We start from the raw sequence: 17,562 nt of genomic DNA on the forward strand, positions 1-17,562 counted from the left end.
CGAGAGACACCGAAGGAGGGACGCGTGCCTGCCGCACCCGGCGACCGTCGTACCTCCCGTGGACCCGGCCAGCCGCGCCGGTCCAGCCCGGGCTCGGGCGGCCGACCGCAGCGCAAGCGCGCCGAGCGGGACCGGGTCGCGACCGTGGCCCGGGTCCGGGCCGAGGAGCGGCGACGGTCCCGGCTGACCGGGCGTGCCGCGATCCTGGTGCTGGTGCTCGCCGTGCTGGCGGTCTCCTACGCCTCCTCGCTGCGCGCCTACCTCGAGCAGCGCAACCAGATCGAGGCGCTGGAGGAGCAGATCGCCGAGCGGGAGGCCTCCATCAGCGACCTCGAGCGCGAGAAGGACCGCTGGGAGGACCCGGCGTTCGTCATGCAGGAGGCAAGGAAGCGCGGCTACGTGATGCCGGGCGAGACGCCGTACGTCGTCGTCGACGCCAACGGCGACCCGCTGACCGAGTCCGAGCTCGACGACCGGTCGGCGGCCGACGACGCCGAGGGACCGGCGTGGTACGACGGCGTCTGGTCGTCGGTCAAGGTCGCCGGCCACCCGCCGACGAAGATCCAGCCGCAGCCGCCCAAGCGGATCGTCGGGTCCGAGGACGAGTGAGCGGCGCGGATGAGTGACGAGGACGTCGTCGCAGCGCAGCTCGGCCGGCCGCCCCGCGGCATCCACGCGATCGGCCACCGCTGCCCCTGCGGCAATCCCGACGTCGTCATCACCGAGCCTCGGCTCCCCAACGGCACGCCGTTCCCGACGACGTACTACCTGACCTGTCCGCGGGTGAACTCCCGCATCGGCACCCTCGAGGCCTCGGGCCTGATGAAGGAGATGCAGGACCGGCTCGGCACCGACCCCGACCTGGCCGAGGCCTATCGGCGCGCGCACGAGAGCTACCTCGCCGACCGTGCCGCGGTGGGGGAGGCGGCCGGCCTCGACGTCCCCGAGATCGAAGGGATCTCGGCCGGCGGCATGCCGGAGCGGGTCAAGTGCCTCCACGTGCTCGCCGCCCACGCGCTGGTCGCCGGTCCGGGCGTGAACCCGTTCGGCGACGAGGTGCTGGAGGCGCTCGGCGAGTGGTGGGCCCCGGGACCCTGCGTGGAGCCGACCGAGTGACCACCGTCGCCGCGATCGACTGCGGCACCAACACCATCAAGCTGCTCGTCGGCGACCTCCCGGACGTGGCTGTGCGGGAGAGCCGGATGGTGCGGCTCGGCCAGGGGGTCGACGCCACCGGCCGGCTCGCTCCCGAAGCGCTGGAGCGCGCGTTCGGGGCGATCGACGAGTACGCCGCGCTCGTCGCCGAGCACGGCGCCGAGCGGATCCGGTTCTGCGCGACGTCGGCGACCCGCGACGCCGAGAACTCCGCGGAGTTCACCGCGGGCGTCCGGGAGCGGCTCGGCATCGACCCGGAGGTGCTGTCGGGCGAGGAGGAGGCGCGGCTGGCGTTCGCCGGCGCGGTCCGCGGCACCGGTGGCTCCGGTCCCGAGCCGCTCCTCGTCATCGACATCGGCGGCGGCTCCACGGAGCTGATCCTCGGCACCCGCGCGGGTGGACCGGAGGCGGCGTGCTCGATGGACATCGGGTCGGTCCGGCTGCACGAGCGGGAGCTGGGCGGTGACCCCCCGACCGCGGAACAGGTCGCGGCCTGCGTCGCCGCGATCGACGCCGCGCTGGACGACTGCCCGGTCGACCCGGCCGAGGCGGCCGCCGTCATCGGCGTCGCCGGCACGATCACCACCGTCGCGGCCGGGACGCTCGGCCTGCCGGCGTACGACCGTGACCTGATCCACGGGCAGGTGCTCGAGGTCGACGCGGTCGACCGCACCGTGCAGACGCTCGTCGACGCCACCCGCGAGGAACGCCTGGCGCTGGGCTACGTGCACCCCGGCCGGGCCGACGTCATCGACGCCGGTGCGCTGATCCTGTCCCGCGTGCTGCGGCGTACGACGGTGCCGGCGATCACCGTGGCGGAGACCGACATCCTCGACGGCATCGCCTGGTCGCTGCTGGAGGCCTAGCACGATCCCGTCCGACGGCTGGGAGGATGGCGACCGTACGCCCCCGTATCCCAACCGGCAGAGGAAGGCGCCTTAAAAGCGCCGCAGTCTGGGTTCGAGTCCCAGCGGGGGCACCGCTTGCCTTCAGGTCGACATGAAGCGGCAGAGTGGTGGTCATGACGCCGTCCCACCACCATCGCCACCATCGCCACCATGACGACCTGACGCTCGAGGAGATGCGGGAGGCGCTCACCCGGGAGTTCTGGGACGAACGGTACTCCGGCAGCGAGCGGGTGTGGAGCGGCCGGCCCAACCAGCGCCTCGTCGAGCAGACCGCCGACCTCACGCCGGGCAGCGCCTGCGACATCGGGTGCGGCGAGGGCGCGGACGCGATCTGGCTGGCGGAGCAGGGCTGGGACGTCACTGCCCTGGACGTGTCGCTGGTGGCGCTGGACCGCACGGCCCGGCACGCCATCGAGCGCGGGGTCGACGACCGCGTCAAGGTCGGGGAGTACGACGTGCTCGGCTCCCACCCGCCGCGCAAGCCCCGCCGGAGCAAGGGGTTCGACCTGGTGTCGGCCCACTTCATGCACGTGCCGCGCGAGGACTTCGACGACGTCTACCGACGGATCGCCGCTGCGGTCGCGCCCGGCGGGCGGTTGCTCGTGGTCGCCCACCACCCCGACGACGTCGAGTCCGGCGCCCGTCAGTCTCACGGTCCGGGCCTGATGTTCCCGCCCGAGCAGCTGCTCGCCGCGCTCGGTGTGGCCGGCGGCTCGTCCGACGAGTGGGAGGTCGAGGTCGCCGACGACCCCGTCCGGGAGCAGCAGATGGAGGACGGGCCGATGCAGGTGCGGGACACCGTCGTGCGGCTCCGCCGCCGCTCCTAGTCACCTTCGGCCGCCCCCGTCGTTGAGAGGGCGTGAGCCGCCGTAGAACGTGTTCTATCGCTCTGGTCGCTGCCGCGCTGACCTTCGTCGGGATCGGCAGCGTCCCCGGTGCCGGTGCGAGTCCGGACCACGAGCAACGACCGGCGCTGGACCGCACGGCGCTCCGTGCCGCCGACGCCGACGCACCCCAGCTGCGGCGGAAGGGTCGCTGGCTGGTCGACCAGCACGGCCGGGTGGTGATCGTGCACGGCTTCAACCTGGTGTGGAAGCGGGCGCCGTACGCACCACCGGACACGGCGGCCGGGTTCACCGAGGCCGACGCGGACTGGCTGGCGGAGCACGGGTTCAACGGCGTCCGGCTCGGCACCCTCTGGGCCGGGATCACGCCCGAGAGCCCCGGGGTCGGCGACCCGACCTATCGCGACCGGTGGCAGCGGGTGATGGACCTGATGGCCGAGCGCGGCATCTGGATGCAGCTCGACGCGCACCAGGACATGTGGCACGAGACGTACGGCGGGGAGGGCGTGCCGGACTGGGCGATGATCCGGCCTGCGCCGTTCAACCTCCTCCCGCCGGTCAACCTGCCGTTCCCGCTGGGCTACTGGACGCCCGAGACGTCGCTGGTGTTCGACCGGTTCTGGGCCAACAAGCACGGCCTGCTCGACGGGTGGGTCGAGGCCTGGGAGGTCGCCGCGCAGTGGTGGCGGGACCAGCCCTACCTGATGGGCTACGACCTCATCAACGAGCCGTGGATGGGGCTGGAGTGGGCGGCGTGCCTGCGCGCGGGCTGCAAGGCGTCGTACACGAAGGAGCTGCAGCCGGCGTACGAGAAGGCGACCCGTGCCATCCGCGCGATCGACGGCGAGAACGTCGTGTGGTGGGAGCCGCAGCAGTTCTCCGGCGGCCAGAAGATCCCGACCTACCTCGAGCCGATGGCCGGGGAGACCGGGCTCGGCCTGTCCTGGCACAACTACTGCCAGGACGTCTTCCTGGAGTCGCAGGGCATCCCCGGCGGCAACGTCGAGAACTGCTGGGCGTTCGCCCGCAACCGCAACCAGCACGCGCTCAAGCAGGCCGCGACGATGAGGGCGGTGCCGCTGATGAGCGAGTGGGGCGCCACCGACAACGTGCGTGCCGTCGAGATCGACGCCGCCGTCGCCGACGAGCACCTGATGGGCTGGCTGCACTGGGCCTACAAGCGCTGGGACGACCCGACGACCGCCGACGACGCGCAAGGCATGTTCGCCGACGACGCCGACCTCTCGACGGTGAAGACCGAGAAGATCCGCCGGCTGGTCCGCACCTACCCGCAGGCGGTGGCCGGTGTGCCGACGGCGCTGTCGTTCGACGTCCGCACCGGGGCGTTCCGCTTCCGCTACCGACCGGACCGGACCATCACCGAGCCGACCGAGATCTTCGTCTCCCCGCTGCACTACCCGGACGGCTACGCGGTCCAGGTCACCGGCGGCACGGCGGAGGAGCGCCCGGACGGCGCGCTGGACGTCCGGCCGACCGGTGTCGGTGCGGTGACCGTCACCATCTCGGCGCAGTGAACCGGGAACGTACGGGGCTCTCTGCGCGTTCCCTGGGTATGTGACTGCCTAGACTGGCCGTCACCAACCAGGAATCCCTTCGGAGGAGACCATGCAGAGCAACAACCCCGTGTTCCGTCGGTCGGAGGAGTTCAACAGCTCCTCGCCGTACGGCCAGACGTCGTACCCGGGCTACGCACCGTCGCCGCAGGGCTACGGCGGCGAGCCGGGCTACGCCCCGCCCACCGCCCCGCCGACCACCGACCGGATGACGATCGACACCGTCGTCCAGTCGACCGCGATGACCCTCGGGGTCGTCCTGGTGGCGGCCTTCGCGACCTGGGTCCTGACGCCCGCGATCGAGAGTGACGCTGCCGTCGGGACCCTGACGGCCGCACTGGTCATCGGTTCGTTGGGTGCCTTCGTGCTCTCGATGGTCAACTCCTTCAAGCGCGTGGTCAGCCCGCCGCTGGTGCTCGCGTTCGCCGCCCTCGAGGGTGTGGCGCTGGGCGCACTGAGCAAGTTCTACGACGCGATGTTCCCGAGCGAGGACTACGGCGGCATCGTCGTCCAGGCTGTCCTCGGCACGTTCGCCGCGTTCGCCGGCACGCTGGCGGCGTACAAGTTCTTCGAGATCAAGGTCGGCCAGAAGTTCCGCACCTTCGTCATCGCCGCGATGTTCGGGATGATCGCCCTGAGCATGATGGAGCTCGTGCTCGGCCTCTTCGGTAGCCAGCTCGGTCTGTTCGGCTTCGGCGGTATCGGCCTGCTGTTCTCCGTCGTCGGCCTGGTCCTCGGCATCTTCATGCTGATCCTCGACTTCGACTTCATCGAGCAGGGCGTCCGCAACGGCCTACCGGCACGTGAGTCGTGGCGCGCGTCGTTCGCGCTGACGGTGAGCCTGGTCTGGATCTACACCAACCTGCTCCGGATCCTGGCGATCCTCCAGCAGGACTGACACGACTGACGCACCGGGGATTTTCGTCGCGGTTTCGCACCGGGAACGACGAAAATCCCCGGTGCGTCGCATTTACGAGCCGTCGAGCCAGGCCAGCACCGCGAGCACGCGCCGGTTGTCGTCGGGCGCGACGGGAAGGTCGAGCTTCGTGAAGATGCTGTTCGTGTGCTTGCCGACGGCCTTCTCGGTGATGAACAGCCGGGCCGCGATCGCTGCGTTGGAGCGGCCTTCGGCCATCAGCGCGAGCACCTCCTGCTCGCGGCCGGTGAGCCGGGCCAGCGGGCGCGGCCGGGCGGCGCCGCTGACCAGCGCGGCGACGACCTCGGGGTCCAGCACGGTGCCGCCGCCGGCCACCCGTGCCACGGCCTCGAGGAAGGCGTCGACGTCGGCCACCCGGTCCTTGAGCAGGTAGCCGACCGCGCCCTCGCCGCTGGCGAGCAGGTCACGGGCGTACAGCGCCTCCACGAACTGGCTGAGCACGAGGACCGGCAGGCCGGGGCGGTCGGCGCGGGCGGCGACGGCCGCCTCGAGGCCCTCGGTCGTGAACGTGGGCGGCAGCCGTACGTCGACCACCGCGACGTCGATGTCGTCGCGTCCGAGCGCTCGGGCCAGGCCCGGTGCGTTGTCGACCGCCTCGACCACCTCGACGCCCCCGGCTTCGAGGATCCGGGTGAGGCCGGCCCGCAGCAACGCCTGGTCCTCCGCGAGCACCGCGCGCAGCCGCGCGGTCGTCACGCCGTCGGGCACGGCACCTCCATCCGGACCACGGTCGGTCCACCGTCGGGGCTCGCCACCGCCATGGTGCCGTCGAAGGCCGCGAGCCGGCGCGCGACCCCGGCCAGCCCGCCTCCGTCGACCGCCGCCGCGCCGCCACGGCCGTCGTCGCCGACGGCGAGCAGCAGCCGCTCCCCGTCGTGGCGGGCGGTGACCCACGCGCGCGTCGCGTCGGCGTGCTTGACGACGTTGGCGAGGCACTCGGCGACCGCGAAGTACGCGGCCGACTCGACCGGAGGCGGCACCGCCGGCAGGGACATCGACACCGTGACCGGGATCGGGATCGGCAGCGCCAGCGCCTCCACCGCACCGACCAGGCCGCGGTCGGCCAGTGCCGGCGGATGGATCCCGCGGACGACGGAGCGTAGGTCCTCCAGCGCCGACAGCGTCGTCTCCCGCGCCTCCCGGAGCAGCGCGGCCGCCGCGTCGGGGTCCTGGCCGATGAGCTTCTCCGCCAGGCCGACGTTCATGCCGACCGCGGCGATCCGCGCCTGCGCGCCGTCGTGGAGGTCGCGCTCGATCCGGCGGATCTCGGCGGCCTGGTGGTCGAGCGACTCCGCGCGTGTCTCCTCGACCGTGACGACCCGCTGCTCGAGGTGGGCGAGCCGGGAGTGGCCGAGGATCGTGCGGTCGGCGTGCGCGCGACCGCGCAGCAGGTGCGGGGTCACCAGCCACCAGGTCAGCAGCATCGGCCCGTCGAGGAACACCAGCAGCAGCCAGACGGTCCCGGGGTCGACGAGCAGCCCCACCACGTGCACGACCGGCGCCACCAGCAGCAAGGTGGGCAGACCGGACAGCACGAAGCCGCCGGTGGCCGAGAACCACAGGTGGGCGAAGTCGCGCCACCGGGCGGGGTCGCGGACCCAGAGCAGCGGGCGCCCGAGCACGCTCCGGCCGTCGTCCGGCAGGTAGCCGCTCTCGACGTCGTCGTCGAGGAGGGAGCCGGCGAACCTGCGGTGCACGTCGGCGAGCGCCCGGCCGGTCGGCACGACGAGGAGGGCCAGCAGCAGGCCGACGACGGCCAGGGTGAGCGGCACCGCGAGCAGCCACAGGATGCCGATCGCGAGCCCGACCGGCAGGCCGAGCAGCGCCTGCCCGGTCCCGACGAGCGTCAGCCGGAGGCGGCCGACCGCGGTCGCGCGGTCGACCGGCGTCGGGCCGAGCGTCGGGATCGGGGCGAGCAGGCTGCTCATGACCGCCGAGTCTGTCACCGCCCCGACGCTCCCGCCGGGACCGCGCGACGCAGCGCCGGACGCACGGCGCCGCGTGCGGCTGCCAGCGTGAGCGCGACGACACCGGCGACGAGGAGCGGCGGCAGCCAGAGCTGGCCGTCCGGAACCAGGCCCTCGTCGCGAGCGAGCGCGAACGGCACGACGGTCGTCAGCGATGCCAACGAGCCGAACAGGACGCCGACCGCGGCCACGATCCCCGCCTCGGCCAGGACCGAGCCCTCGACCTCGGCCGGGGTGGCGCCGACCAGCCACAGCCGGCGCAGCTCGGCCCGCCGGTGGCTGATCACCGCCGCGAACGCGTTGACGACCATGATCGCCGCGAACAGGGCGATCATCCCGACCACCACGTTGTTGAGGAGCGTGATGATGTCGGCGTCCTCGGCGCCGGCGAGGCCCTCGTCGAGCGTCCGCCCGTCGATCGCGACGAGCATCAGCGTGCCGATCGTCGACGACGTGAGCACGATGACGGGCGCGAGCACGCCGGCCAGCAGGTGCGAGCGCCGCGTGACGTTGTACGACGCGAGGTGGCCGGTCGCCGTCCGGCCCAGGGCGGACCGGGCCGGCAACGCCGTCACTCGGAGCAGCACCGGGGCGAAGAGGGCGAGACCCACGCCGACCAGGATCGAGCTGGAACCGGCGGTCTGCATGGCCGCGTAGGGGTCGTCGGAGTCTGCGGTCACGGTGACCGTGATGACCGCCATCGCCACGCCGTAGCCGATCAGCCCCACGCCGCCGGCGATCCGCCACCAGCGCATCCGGCCGCTGTCGGCGTCGGACTCGCGCAGCACCACGGTGACCGACCCTCGGGTCGCGCGTCGCGCCGTGACCGCGGCGGCCAGCGTCGCGGTCAGGACCACGAGGGCCGCGGCCGCGCCGAGGGAGGCCGCTCCGCCGCCGTACGCCACGTCGTCGGCGACGATGTCGCCGCTCCGCAGCATCGCCAGCAGCGCCCGGCCGGTGACCGAGGCGACCAGTGCTCCGCCGAGGGCCGCAGCCACCGTGACGACCAGGGCCTCGGCGCGGATCAGCCGACCGGCCTGTCGCGGACTGGCGCCGATGGCGCGCAGCAGCCCGACCTCCGTGACCCGCTGCCGCACGGTGACGGCCAGCGTCGAGGCGACCGAGAACAGCACGATGGCCGATCCCCAGCCGCCCACGACGGCGCCCATGATCGTGAGCGCCTCCTCGTCGGCGGTCGACACCGGGCCGGACGCGGTCTCGACCAGGGTCGCGAAGGACCCGATCATCGCGGTGCCGAGCAGGACGGCCAGGAAGGTCGCGGTGAACGCGGTGGGGCGGTGCCGCAGCGACGCCCAGGCGAGGGACGTCATGACGCCGCCTCCAGCTCGTCGAGGTGGGCGAGCTGCCCGGCAACGGCGTCCGCGGTGGGCGCGTCCATCCAGCCCGCGACGCGGCCGTCGACGAGGAAGGCCACCCGGTCGGCGTAGGCCGCCGCGACCGGGTCGTGGGTCACCATCACCACGGTCTGTCCGAGCTCGTCGACGCAGGTGCGGAGCAGGGCGAGGACCTCACCCGCGGTGCGGGAGTCGAGCGCCCCGGTCGGCTCGTCGGCGAGGACGACGGCGGGGGAGGTGACCAGGGCTCGGGCGATGGCGACCCGTTGCTGCTGACCCCCGGACAGCTCGGACGGCAGCCGGTCGTGACGACCGGCGAGGCCGACCGTGTCGAGCAGGGCAGCCACGCTGGCGCGGTGCCGGCCTCCGCCCCAGCGGCTCGCGAGCCGGAGCGGGAGCGCGACGTTCTGGGCCGCGGTGAGGTAGGGGAGCAGGTGGAAGGACTGGAAGACGAAGCCGATGCGTTCCCGGCGCAGCCGGGTCCGGGCGTCCTCGTCCAGCTCGGTCACGTCCTGGCCGGCGACGAGCACGGAGCCCGCAGTGGGCCGCTCGAGCGCGCCGGCACAGGTCAGGAACGTCGACTTGCCGGAGCCCGACGGGCCCATCACGGCGGTGAAGGTGCCCGGCGCGAAGGCGAGGTCGACGTGGTCGAGCGCGCGGACCGCGGTGGGCCCGTCGCCGTACTGGTGACCCAGGCCGACGACGGCGAGGGCAGGAGTGGTGGTTGCGGTGTCGGTGTGCATGGCGACGACGCTAGGAAGCGCCGGCGCCGCTATCGATGGTGCTGGACCTCCGACCGGGGTAGGCCTAGACCCCCTCTTGCGAGGCGTCCTCGAGCACCTCGTGGTCCTCCGGGGCCTCGGCGAGGGTCTGCGGACGACGGCGGCGGTGGCGGAGCTCGACGAGCAGCCCGCGGACGCCGACCCGCTTGGCGCCGTCCTCGCCGCCGTCCAGCTCGGTGCCGGGCTGCTTGACGGCGCGGATGGCCGCCTGCGAGATGGGCAGCACGCCCTCGCCGCGATAGGACTCGAGGGCGGTCTCCTCGTCGGGCGCCTGGTCGAGGGCGGCGAGCACCGACGGCAGCAGCACGTTGGCGAGCGCGCGGTAGCCCTCGGCCGACGGGTGGAACTGGTCGGGTCCGAACAGCACCGCGGGTGCGGCCGCGAAGTCGGGGCCGAGGATCGAGCCGAGCGAGACCGTTCGACCACCCTCCTCCAGGGTCGCGATCGTCTGGGCCGCGGCGATCCGGCGCGACCAGGTGCGCGCGACCTGGCGCAGCGGCGGTGCGATCGGCTGCACGGTGCCGAGGTCGGGGCAGGTGCCGACGACGACCTCCGCGCCGGCCTTGCGGAGCCGACGGACCGCCTCGGAGAGGTAGCGCACCGACTGCCGCGGCAGCACCGTGCCGACGACGTCGTTGCCGCCGATGAGGATCACGGCGACGTCGGGCTCGATCAGCAGCGCGCGGTCGACCTGCTCCTTGAGGTCGGAGGACCGGGCGCCCACCACGCACAGGCCCTTGAGGTAGACCCGGCGGTCCGCGTGCCGGCTCACCCCGCTGGCCAGCAGTGCGCCCGGGGTCTCCTCGACCCGGTCCACGCCGTACCCCGCGGCGCTCGAGTCGCCGAGCAGCGCGATCCGGATCGCCGGCCCGGGCCGGCCACGGCCGTACCAGCCACTGCACTCCGGCGGCATGTCCTTGGCCTCGCCGATGATCCGTCGCGCGAGCTTCGCCTCGGCGACCATCACGCCGTAGAGCCCCGCTCCGACCGCCGAGACACCACCGCCGCCGTAGAGGGCGGCGGAGGCCAGCTTCCTGGCGGCGGCGGCTTTGGTCACAGCCATCACTCTACGGATCGGCCCGGGAAGTTAGGTTGGGGCCATGGAGTACGTCGAGTCCCTGCTGGACCTCATCGGCAACACACCCCTCGTACGGCTGGACCGCTCGCTGGACGGCGCCGGCGGTCGCGAGGGCAGCGGCCCCCTCGTCCTGGCCAAGGTCGAGTACCTCAACCCCGGCGGCTCGGTGAAGGACCGCATCGCCGCTCGGATGATCGAGGCGGCCGAGGAGTCGGGCGCGCTGCAGCCCGGAGGCACGATCGTCGAGCCGACCTCCGGCAACACCGGGGTGGGGCTGGCGATGGTGGCGCAGCAGAAGGGCTACAAGTGCGTCTTCGTCTGCCCCGACAAGGTCAGCGAGGACAAGCGCAACGTGCTCAAGGCCTACGGCGCCGAGGTGGTCGTCTGCCCGACGGCGGTGGCCCCCGAGCACCCCGACTCCTACTACAACGTGTCCGACCGGCTCGCCTCGCAGCCCGGCGCGTGGAAGCCCGACCAGTACTCCAACCCGCACAACCCGCGCTCCCACTACGAGGAGACCGGGCCCGAGATCTGGCGCCAGACCGAGGGGCGGATCACGCACTTCGTCACCGGCATGGGCACCGGCGGCACCATCAGCGGCGTCGGCCGCTACCTCAAGGAGCAGAACCCCGACATCAAGGTGATCGGCGCCGACCCGGCCGGGTCGGTCTACTCCGGCGGCACCGGCCGGCCCTACCTGGTCGAGGGCGTGGGCGAGGACTTCTGGCCCGACACCTACGACCGGTCGGTGGCCGACCGCGTCATCGAGGTCTCCGACGCCGACTCGTTCGCGTTCACGCGGCGGCTGGCCCGTGAGGAGGCGATGCTCGTCGGCGGGTCGTCGGGGATGGCGGCGTTCGCCGCCGCACAGCTGGCCAAGGAGATCGCGGGCACTCCCGAGGGCGACGACGCCGTCATCGTCGTACTGCTGCCGGACTCGGGACGCGGCTACCTGACCAAGGTCTTCAACGACGACTGGCTCGCGCAGTACGGCTTCAGCACCGGCCAGGCCCCGACCACCCGCACCGTCGGCGAGGTGCTGCGGCAGAAGACCGGCGGCCTGCCGGCGCTCGTGCACACGCACCCCAACGAGACGATCGCGGAGGCGGTCGCGATCCTGCAGGAGTACGGCGTCTCGCAGATGCCCGTCGTGCGGGCGGAGCCGCCGATCGTGGCGGCCGAGGTCGCCGGCTCGGTGTCGGACCGGGCGCTGATGGACGCGCTCTTCACCGGGCACGCGCGGCTCACCGACTCCGTCGAGCAGCACATGTCCCCGCCGCTGCCGACGGTGGGCTCGACCGAGGACGCGACCGACGCCGTCCGGCTGCTCGAGGCCGCCGACGCCGTGCTGGTGCAGGAGGACGGCAAGCCGGTGGGCGTGCTGACCCGGCAGGACCTGCTGACCTTCCTGGCGATCGGCTGACCCGATGATCCGGGAAGCGACCGCGGCCGACGCCGCGGACATCGTCCGGCTGGTCCGGGAGCTCGCGACCTACGAGCGCGAGCCGGATGCCGTGGCGAACACGCCTGAGCTCGTCGAGCGATGGCTGTTCGGCGAGGACGCCGTGGCCTCCGCGCTGGTCGCGGAGGTCGAGGGCGAGGTGGTCGGCGTCGCCGTCTGGTACCGCAGCTACTCCACCTGGACCGGTGTCCCCGGCATCCACCTCGAGGACCTGTTCGTCGACCCGGCGCACCGGGGGAGCGGGTTCGGCCGTCGTTTCCTCGAGGCCCTCGCCCGGATCGCGGTCGAGCGCGGCTACGCGCGGTTCGAGTGGGTGGTGCTCGACTGGAACACCCCGGCCATCGAGTTCTACGAGGCGCTCGGCGCGTGGCCCGTGAAGCAGTGGACGACCTATCGGGTCGACGGCGAGCAGCTCGCGGTGCTGGCGCGACACGCGGACGGCTAGCCGCCTCCGCACCGGTTGTGGTTGGGTTTGGAGCGGACCGCGTCACCTGCATCAGTTTCATGGGGAACGTGACGGGGCGTTCTCGGCCGGTCCTCAGGAGGTGTCCTCCCAGGTGTGGGAGTTCATCAGTGAACGGCGCGCCAGCTTGGCGTTCGACGCCTACCAGCACGCCAGTCTCGTGCTCCAGTGCGTGCTGCTGGCGACCATCATCGCGGTCGTCGTCGCCGCGCTGATCACCCGGGCGCGGCAGCTGGAGCCTGTGGCCAACGCGGTCTCCGCCATCGGCCTGACGATGCCCTCGCTGGCCCTGATCGGCCTGCTGATCCCGCTCTCGGGACTGGGCACGACGACCGCAGTGATCGCGGTGACCTTCTACGCCGTCATGCCGATCCTCCGCAACGCCGTCGTCGGGTTCGCCCAGGTCGACGCCACCCTGCTCGAGTCCGCGCGCGGCATGGGGATGTCGGAGCTGCGGACCTTGACCCGCATCCGGCTGCCGCTCGCGTGGCCGGTGATCCTGGCGGGAGTGCGGATCTCGACCCAGATGTCGATGGGGGTGGCCGCGATCGCGGCGTACGTCATCGGGCCCGGGATGGGCAAGTACATCTTCACCGGGCTCGCCACCGACGGTGGCGCGAACTCGGTCAACAACGCCGTCGTCGGCACGTTCGGCATCGTGCTGATCGCGCTGCTGGCCGACGGGCTCCTGCTGCTCCTGGGACGCCTGACGATCTCGAAGGGAATCCGCGCATGACGACCACCGAGGGTGCGCCCGAGGGCACCGACCGCGAGATCAGCGGTGCCGAGCTGGTGCTGACCGACGTCGTGAAGAAGTACCCGGGCCAGAAGACGCCCGCCGTCGAGTCGCTCTCGCTCACGGTCCCCGCCGGCGAGATCGTGATGTTCATCGGCCCGTCCGGGTGCGGGAAGACGACGTCGTTGAAGATGATCAACCGGCTGATCGAACCGACCTCCGGGTCGATCACCATCGACGGCAAGGACATCCGCCAGCAGGACGAGAACGAGCTGCGACGCCACATCGGCTACGTGATCCAGGGCGGCAGCCTGTTCCCCCACATGACGGTGGAGAAGAACATCGGGATCGTCCCCAAGCTGCTCGGGTGGGACGCCGACCGGATCTCCGCCCGGGTGACCGACCTCCTCGACCTGGTCGGCCTCGAGCCCGGCCGCTACCGAGGTCGCTACCCGCGCGAGCTGTCGGGCGGCCAGCAGCAGCGGGTCGGTGTCGCCCGCGGTCTCGCCGCCGACCCACCGGTGATCCTGATGGACGAGCCGTTCGGCGCGGTCGACCCGATCACCCGGCAGCGCCTCCAGGACGAGCTGCTCAGCATCCAGCGCGAGCTGCGCAAGACGATCATCTGCGTCACCCACGACATCGACGAGGCGATCAAGCTCGGTGACCGGATCCTGATCCTGAAGGAGGGCGCCCGGATCGCCCAGTACGACACCCCGGAGGCCATCCTCGGTGCGCCCGCCGACGACTTCGTCGCCGACTTCGTCGGAGCTGGCTCCTCCCTCAAGGCACTGAGCCTCGCCCGGGTGTCCGACCTGGAGCTCCGGCAGCCCACCACCGCGCGGGTCGGCGAGTCGACCGCGGAGGTGCGGGAGCGGGCCGAGGCCAACGGCGACACCGCGGTCGTCGTGATCGACGAGCGCGGCCGGCCCCGCGGCTGGCCCTGGGTGCGGCAGCTCAAGGGCGAGACGATCGTCGTACCCGACCTCGAGCTCAACGACGTCGACGAGCGGTCCACGCTCAACGACGCGCTCGACACGATGCTGTCGAGCAACCACGGCGCGGCCATCGTCACCGGCGACCGGGGCCAGTACCTCGGCATCGTCGACTTCGCAGCCGTCACCGAGCAGATCCGCGCGATGGAGGAGCAGGCCGGTGGCTGAGCCCGCGGTGACACCTCAGGCCGACGTCCCGACCACCGACGCCCCGACCGAGGGGCGCCGGCTCGGCCGGGAGGCGCTGCTGATGCTGGTGGTGCCGCCGGTCGTCGTGCTGGTGGTCTTCGGCGCGTGGGTGTGGTGGTGGCAGACGGCCGAGCTGGACGTCATCGAGTCCAACCAGCTGCGTTGGTCGGAGGTCAGCACGCTGATCGTCCAGCACATGAAGCTGACGGTGGTGACGGCGGTCATCGTGGTGGTCATCGCGGTGCCGCTGGGCGTCATCCTGACCCGCAGGGCGTTCCGGGCCGCTGCCCCGGTGGTCGTCGGCATCGCGAACGCCGGGCAGGCGGCGCCGTCGGTCGGCCTCATCGTGCTGCTGTTCCTCTGGCTCAACGACTGGCTGAGCGGCTTCTGGATCGCGGTCGTCGCGCTCAGCCTGTACGGGATCCTGCCGGTCCTGCGCAACACCATCACCGGCATCGACGGGGTCGACCCCACCCTGGTCGAAGCCGGTCGCGGGGTCGGCATGACCACGATGGGGACGCTGTTCCGCATCGAGCTCCAGCTGGCGCTGCCGGTGATCATGGCCGGCGTGCGGACCTCGCTGGTGCTGGTCGTCGGCACGGCGTCCCTGGCGTGCTTCATCAACGCCGGCGGACTGGGCGAGATGATCGTCACCGGCATCACGCTCTTCAAGTACTCACTGATGATCTCCGGTGCGCTGCTCGTCGCCCTGCTCGCGCTGGTCTTCGAGTGGTTGGGCCGCGTGCTGGAGCAGCTGACCCGGCCGAGGGGCGTCTGACGTGCGGCACCTGCGAACGGCGTTCGGCGCGACGCTGACGACGATCTGCCTGCTGGTCGCGGTCAGCGGGTGCGGCCTCGGGACCGCCGGCGGCCGGGTCCTCTCGGGCTCGCTCGCGGGCCCGGTGGCCGACGTCGAGTCGCTCGACGGTCTGGACATCACCATCGGCTCGAAGAACTTCACCGAGAGCATCCTGCTCGGCAAGATGGCGATCAGCCTGCTGGCGTCGGCCGGCGCCGACGTCACCGACCTCACGAACATCCCGGGCAGCGCCTCCTCGCGCGAGGCACACCTCCAGGGCCAGATCGACGCGATGTGGGAGTACACCGGCACCGGGTGGATCGCCTACCTCGGCGAGACGAAGCCGATCCCGGACGAGCAGAAGCAGTACCGGGCCGTCCGCGACCGGGACCTGGAGGAGAACGACCTGGTCTGGCTGCCGCCGGCGCCGATGAACAACACCTACGGGTTCGCGATGACCCAGGAGACGAAGAAGCGGCTCGGCATCACGAAGCTGTCGCAGATCAAGGACGTTCCCGTCGAGGACCGCACGTTCTGCGTCGAGTCCGAGTTCACCAACCGACCCGATGGGCTGCCCGGGATGCTCAAGACCTACGGCATCCCGCAGGGCAAGCCGAACGGCGTGCCGGACGAGAACCTCGAGACCTTCCAGACCGGCGCCATCTACAGCGCCACCGACGCCGGCAAGTGCAGCTTCGGCGAGGTCTTCACCACCGACGGCCGGATCAAGGCGCTGGACCTCTTCGTGCTGGAGGACGACAAGGAGTACTTCCCCAAGTACAACGTGTCGCTCGTCGTGCGCGAGGAGGTGATCGAGGAGCACCCGCAGATCGCGGACCTGTTCGCCCCGGTCACCAAGGCGCTCACCGACGAGGTGCTGCTCGAGCTCAACGCGCGGGTGGACGTCGACGGCGAGGAGGCGGTCGACGTGGCCTTCGACTGGCTGGTGGACGAGGGGTTCCTGACCGAGGACTGATCCCAGCCGAGCGGCTCACGACCCCGGCGGCGTGAAGTAGCGGCACTCGTGGTGCGGCGCCAGCGCGAGCGCGTCGTACCACTGCAGGGCGGGGGTGTTGTCGCTCTCGACGTGCAGCCAGACCGTGGTCACGCCCTGCTCGGCACCCCACTCGAGCAGCTCGGCGAGGACGGTGGTGCCCAGGCCCTGCCGGCGGTGGGCTGGGGCGACCTCGATGCCGTGCACGCCGATCCAGTCGTCGTCGACGCCGGCCTCGCCGCGGGCGACGTCGTCGATGGTGACGAGGGCGCGGGGGCCGTCGACGGTGAGGTGTGCCCGGTCGCCGGTCCCGGGGAGCCGGCGGCGGACCTGGGAGAGCGACGCGAGCCGGAGCTCGCTGTCGCCGGTGGGGTCGTGGGTCCAGCCGAGGTCGCGGAAGGCCGCCTCCGCCTCGGAGCCCACCTCGACCTGGACGTACGACGGCCGCCCGCGCTCGTCGTAGAACGCACGAACCGCAGCGGCCGCCTCGTCGTACGGCAGGCGGGGGTCGCCCATCGCCAGGCAGGAGTTGGCGCGACGCCGTAGCCGGCCCACGGGCGCGGTGTCGGTGCGCAGCACCCACTCGCCGAGCGGGGTGGACTCGACCGAGCCCCAGAGTGCCGCGGTGTGCAGCTCGGCGTCCCGCGCGGAGACCCGCATCCGCACCGACGGACGGGGCGGCACCGGCTTGCCGGAGACGATGTCACGGATCGCGATCTCGACCGGTTCGCCGTCCTCGGGCTGCACCACGCACCGGCCCTCGCCCCACGCGACGCAGATCCCGAGCAGGTCGGTCATCGCCGGCCCGCCCGACGGGCCGGTCTCGCCACGGAGCAGCCGGCGGACCACGATCCGCTTGCCCACGACGTGCGGGCCGAGCAGGTGGTGTCCCGAATCACGTGGGTCGTGCGCCGTCGTCACCCCGGGGATACTAGGCTGGCCGCCGGCACGAACATGTTTCGTGTTCGCATCCGCTCTGCAGCTCAGGAGGAACCGGTGACCTACGTCATCTCCCAGCCCTGCGTCGACCTCAAGGACCGCGCTTGTGTCGACGAGTGCCCCGTCGACTGCATCTACGAGGGCAAGCGGATGCTCTACATCCACCCCGACGAGTGCGTGGACTGCGGCGCCTGCGAGCCGGTGTGCCCGGTCGAGGCGATCTTCTACGAGGACGACGTCCCGGAGGAGTGGAAGGACTACTACGACGCCAACGTCGGGTTCTTCGACGACCTCGGCTCGCCGGGTGGCGCGGCCAAGATGGGTGAGATCGACAAGGACCACCCGTTCGTCGCGGCGCTCGAGCCGCAGAACCAGGACCACTGA

The 17,562-nt window shown here is 72.1% G+C and carries 19 protein-coding genes and 1 tRNA gene; 14 read left to right on the forward strand and 6 right to left on the reverse strand.

What is annotated here, in order from left to right; translation table 11 throughout:
- The first annotated feature begins 24 nt into the window (after window positions 1-24).
- The 7 genes from DJ010_RS18270 to DJ010_RS18300 all read left to right on the forward strand — a co-directional run bounded on the left by DJ010_RS18270 (window position 25) and on the right by DJ010_RS18300 (window position 5,380).
- The gene (locus DJ010_RS18270) at window positions 25-609 is read left to right on the forward strand and encodes an FtsB family cell division protein (RefSeq protein WP_245927684.1); all 585 of its coding nucleotides are present in this window, start codon (window positions 25-27) and stop codon (window positions 607-609) included.
- 9 nt (window positions 610-618) lie between these two features.
- Window positions 619-1,116: a DUF501 domain-containing protein gene (locus DJ010_RS18275; protein ID WP_109696422.1), complete on the forward strand. Its 498-nt coding sequence runs from the start codon at window positions 619-621 to the stop codon at window positions 1,114-1,116.
- Window positions 1,113-2,021, forward strand: coding sequence for a Ppx/GppA phosphatase family protein (locus DJ010_RS18280; protein ID WP_109696424.1), 909 nt, complete (start codon window positions 1,113-1,115; stop codon window positions 2,019-2,021). Before DJ010_RS18275 ends, DJ010_RS18280 begins: the two co-directional genes overlap by 4 nt.
- Before the next feature lie 39 nt (window positions 2,022-2,060).
- Window positions 2,061-2,134: transfer RNA gene (locus tag DJ010_RS18285), tRNA-Leu, on the forward strand.
- A gap of 42 nt (window positions 2,135-2,176) precedes the next feature.
- Window positions 2,177-2,890: an SAM-dependent methyltransferase gene (locus tag DJ010_RS18290; RefSeq protein ID WP_211318867.1), complete on the forward strand. Its 714-nt coding sequence runs from the start codon at window positions 2,177-2,179 to the stop codon at window positions 2,888-2,890.
- A 32-nt stretch (window positions 2,891-2,922) separates the two neighbouring features.
- Window positions 2,923-4,443 (forward strand): cellulase family glycosylhydrolase, encoded by a 1,521-nt coding sequence (locus DJ010_RS18295; RefSeq protein WP_109696426.1) that lies wholly within the window; start codon window positions 2,923-2,925, stop codon window positions 4,441-4,443.
- Window positions 4,444-4,534: 91 nt separating this feature from the next.
- The gene (locus DJ010_RS18300) at window positions 4,535-5,380 is read left to right on the forward strand and encodes a Bax inhibitor-1/YccA family protein (protein WP_109696428.1); all 846 of its coding nucleotides are present in this window, start codon (window positions 4,535-4,537) and stop codon (window positions 5,378-5,380) included.
- Window positions 5,381-5,452: 72 nt separating this feature from the next.
- On the opposite strand, the gene DJ010_RS18305 is transcribed toward DJ010_RS18300, so the two are convergent.
- The 5 genes from DJ010_RS18305 to DJ010_RS18325 all read right to left on the reverse strand — a co-directional run bounded on the left by DJ010_RS18305 (window position 5,453) and on the right by DJ010_RS18325 (window position 10,586).
- The gene (locus tag DJ010_RS18305; RefSeq protein WP_109696630.1) at window positions 5,453-6,100 is read right to left on the reverse strand and encodes a LuxR C-terminal-related transcriptional regulator; all 648 of its coding nucleotides are present in this window, start codon (window positions 6,098-6,100) and stop codon (window positions 5,453-5,455) included.
- Between the two features lie 11 nt (window positions 6,101-6,111).
- Entirely contained in the window at window positions 6,112-7,347 is a 1,236-nt protein-coding gene (locus DJ010_RS18310; protein ID WP_109696429.1) for a sensor histidine kinase, read from the reverse strand.
- A gap of 14 nt (window positions 7,348-7,361) precedes the next feature.
- The gene (locus DJ010_RS18315) at window positions 7,362-8,717 is read right to left on the reverse strand and encodes an ABC transporter permease (RefSeq protein ID WP_109696431.1); all 1,356 of its coding nucleotides are present in this window, start codon (window positions 8,715-8,717) and stop codon (window positions 7,362-7,364) included.
- Entirely contained in the window at window positions 8,714-9,484 is a 771-nt protein-coding gene (locus tag DJ010_RS18320; RefSeq protein ID WP_109696433.1) for an ABC transporter ATP-binding protein, read from the reverse strand. The genes DJ010_RS18315 and DJ010_RS18320 overlap by 4 nt, the downstream gene beginning before the upstream one ends.
- A 64-nt stretch (window positions 9,485-9,548) precedes the next feature.
- Window positions 9,549-10,586, reverse strand: a complete 1,038-nt coding sequence (locus DJ010_RS18325; protein ID WP_109696435.1) for an SGNH/GDSL hydrolase family protein — start codon at window positions 10,584-10,586, stop codon at window positions 9,549-9,551.
- 37 nt (window positions 10,587-10,623) lie between these two features.
- Between DJ010_RS18325 and DJ010_RS18330 the strand changes: the two genes are divergently transcribed.
- From DJ010_RS18330 to DJ010_RS18355, 6 genes are all read left to right on the forward strand, one after another.
- On the forward strand, window positions 10,624-12,024 hold the full coding sequence (locus tag DJ010_RS18330) for a cystathionine beta-synthase (protein ID WP_109696437.1): 1,401 nt from the start codon (window positions 10,624-10,626) through the stop codon (window positions 12,022-12,024).
- A 4-nt stretch (window positions 12,025-12,028) separates the two neighbouring features.
- Window positions 12,029-12,508 carry a GNAT family N-acetyltransferase gene (locus DJ010_RS18335; protein ID WP_109696439.1) on the forward strand — a complete coding sequence of 160 codons (480 nt, stop codon included), beginning with the start codon at window positions 12,029-12,031 and terminating at the stop codon, window positions 12,506-12,508.
- A 100-nt stretch (window positions 12,509-12,608) separates the two neighbouring features.
- Window positions 12,609-13,262, forward strand: a complete 654-nt coding sequence (locus DJ010_RS18340) for an ABC transporter permease (RefSeq protein WP_245927686.1) — start codon at window positions 12,609-12,611, stop codon at window positions 13,260-13,262.
- The gene (locus DJ010_RS18345) at window positions 13,259-14,425 is read left to right on the forward strand and encodes an ABC transporter ATP-binding protein (protein WP_109696442.1); all 1,167 of its coding nucleotides are present in this window, start codon (window positions 13,259-13,261) and stop codon (window positions 14,423-14,425) included. The genes DJ010_RS18340 and DJ010_RS18345 overlap by 4 nt, the downstream gene beginning before the upstream one ends.
- Window positions 14,418-15,224, forward strand: a complete 807-nt coding sequence (locus DJ010_RS18350; RefSeq protein ID WP_245927687.1) for an ABC transporter permease — start codon at window positions 14,418-14,420, stop codon at window positions 15,222-15,224. Before DJ010_RS18345 ends, DJ010_RS18350 begins: the two co-directional genes overlap by 8 nt.
- 1 nt (window position 15,225) lies before the next feature.
- Window positions 15,226-16,221 carry a glycine betaine ABC transporter substrate-binding protein gene (locus DJ010_RS18355; protein WP_245927689.1) on the forward strand — a complete coding sequence of 332 codons (996 nt, stop codon included), beginning with the start codon at window positions 15,226-15,228 and terminating at the stop codon, window positions 16,219-16,221.
- Between the two features lie 15 nt (window positions 16,222-16,236).
- Here DJ010_RS18355 and DJ010_RS18360 read toward each other — a convergent pair whose 3' ends face one another.
- The gene (locus tag DJ010_RS18360) at window positions 16,237-17,160 is read right to left on the reverse strand and encodes a GNAT family N-acetyltransferase (protein ID WP_146207395.1); all 924 of its coding nucleotides are present in this window, start codon (window positions 17,158-17,160) and stop codon (window positions 16,237-16,239) included.
- Between the two features lie 75 nt (window positions 17,161-17,235).
- Between DJ010_RS18360 and fdxA the strand changes: the two genes are divergently transcribed.
- On the forward strand, window positions 17,236-17,562 hold the full coding sequence (fdxA, locus tag DJ010_RS18365) for a ferredoxin (protein ID WP_109696445.1): 327 nt from the start codon (window positions 17,236-17,238) through the stop codon (window positions 17,560-17,562).

Source organism: Nocardioides silvaticus (assembly GCF_003160695.1).
Taxonomy (GTDB): Bacteria; Actinomycetota; Actinomycetes; order Propionibacteriales; family Nocardioidaceae; genus Nocardioides; species Nocardioides silvaticus.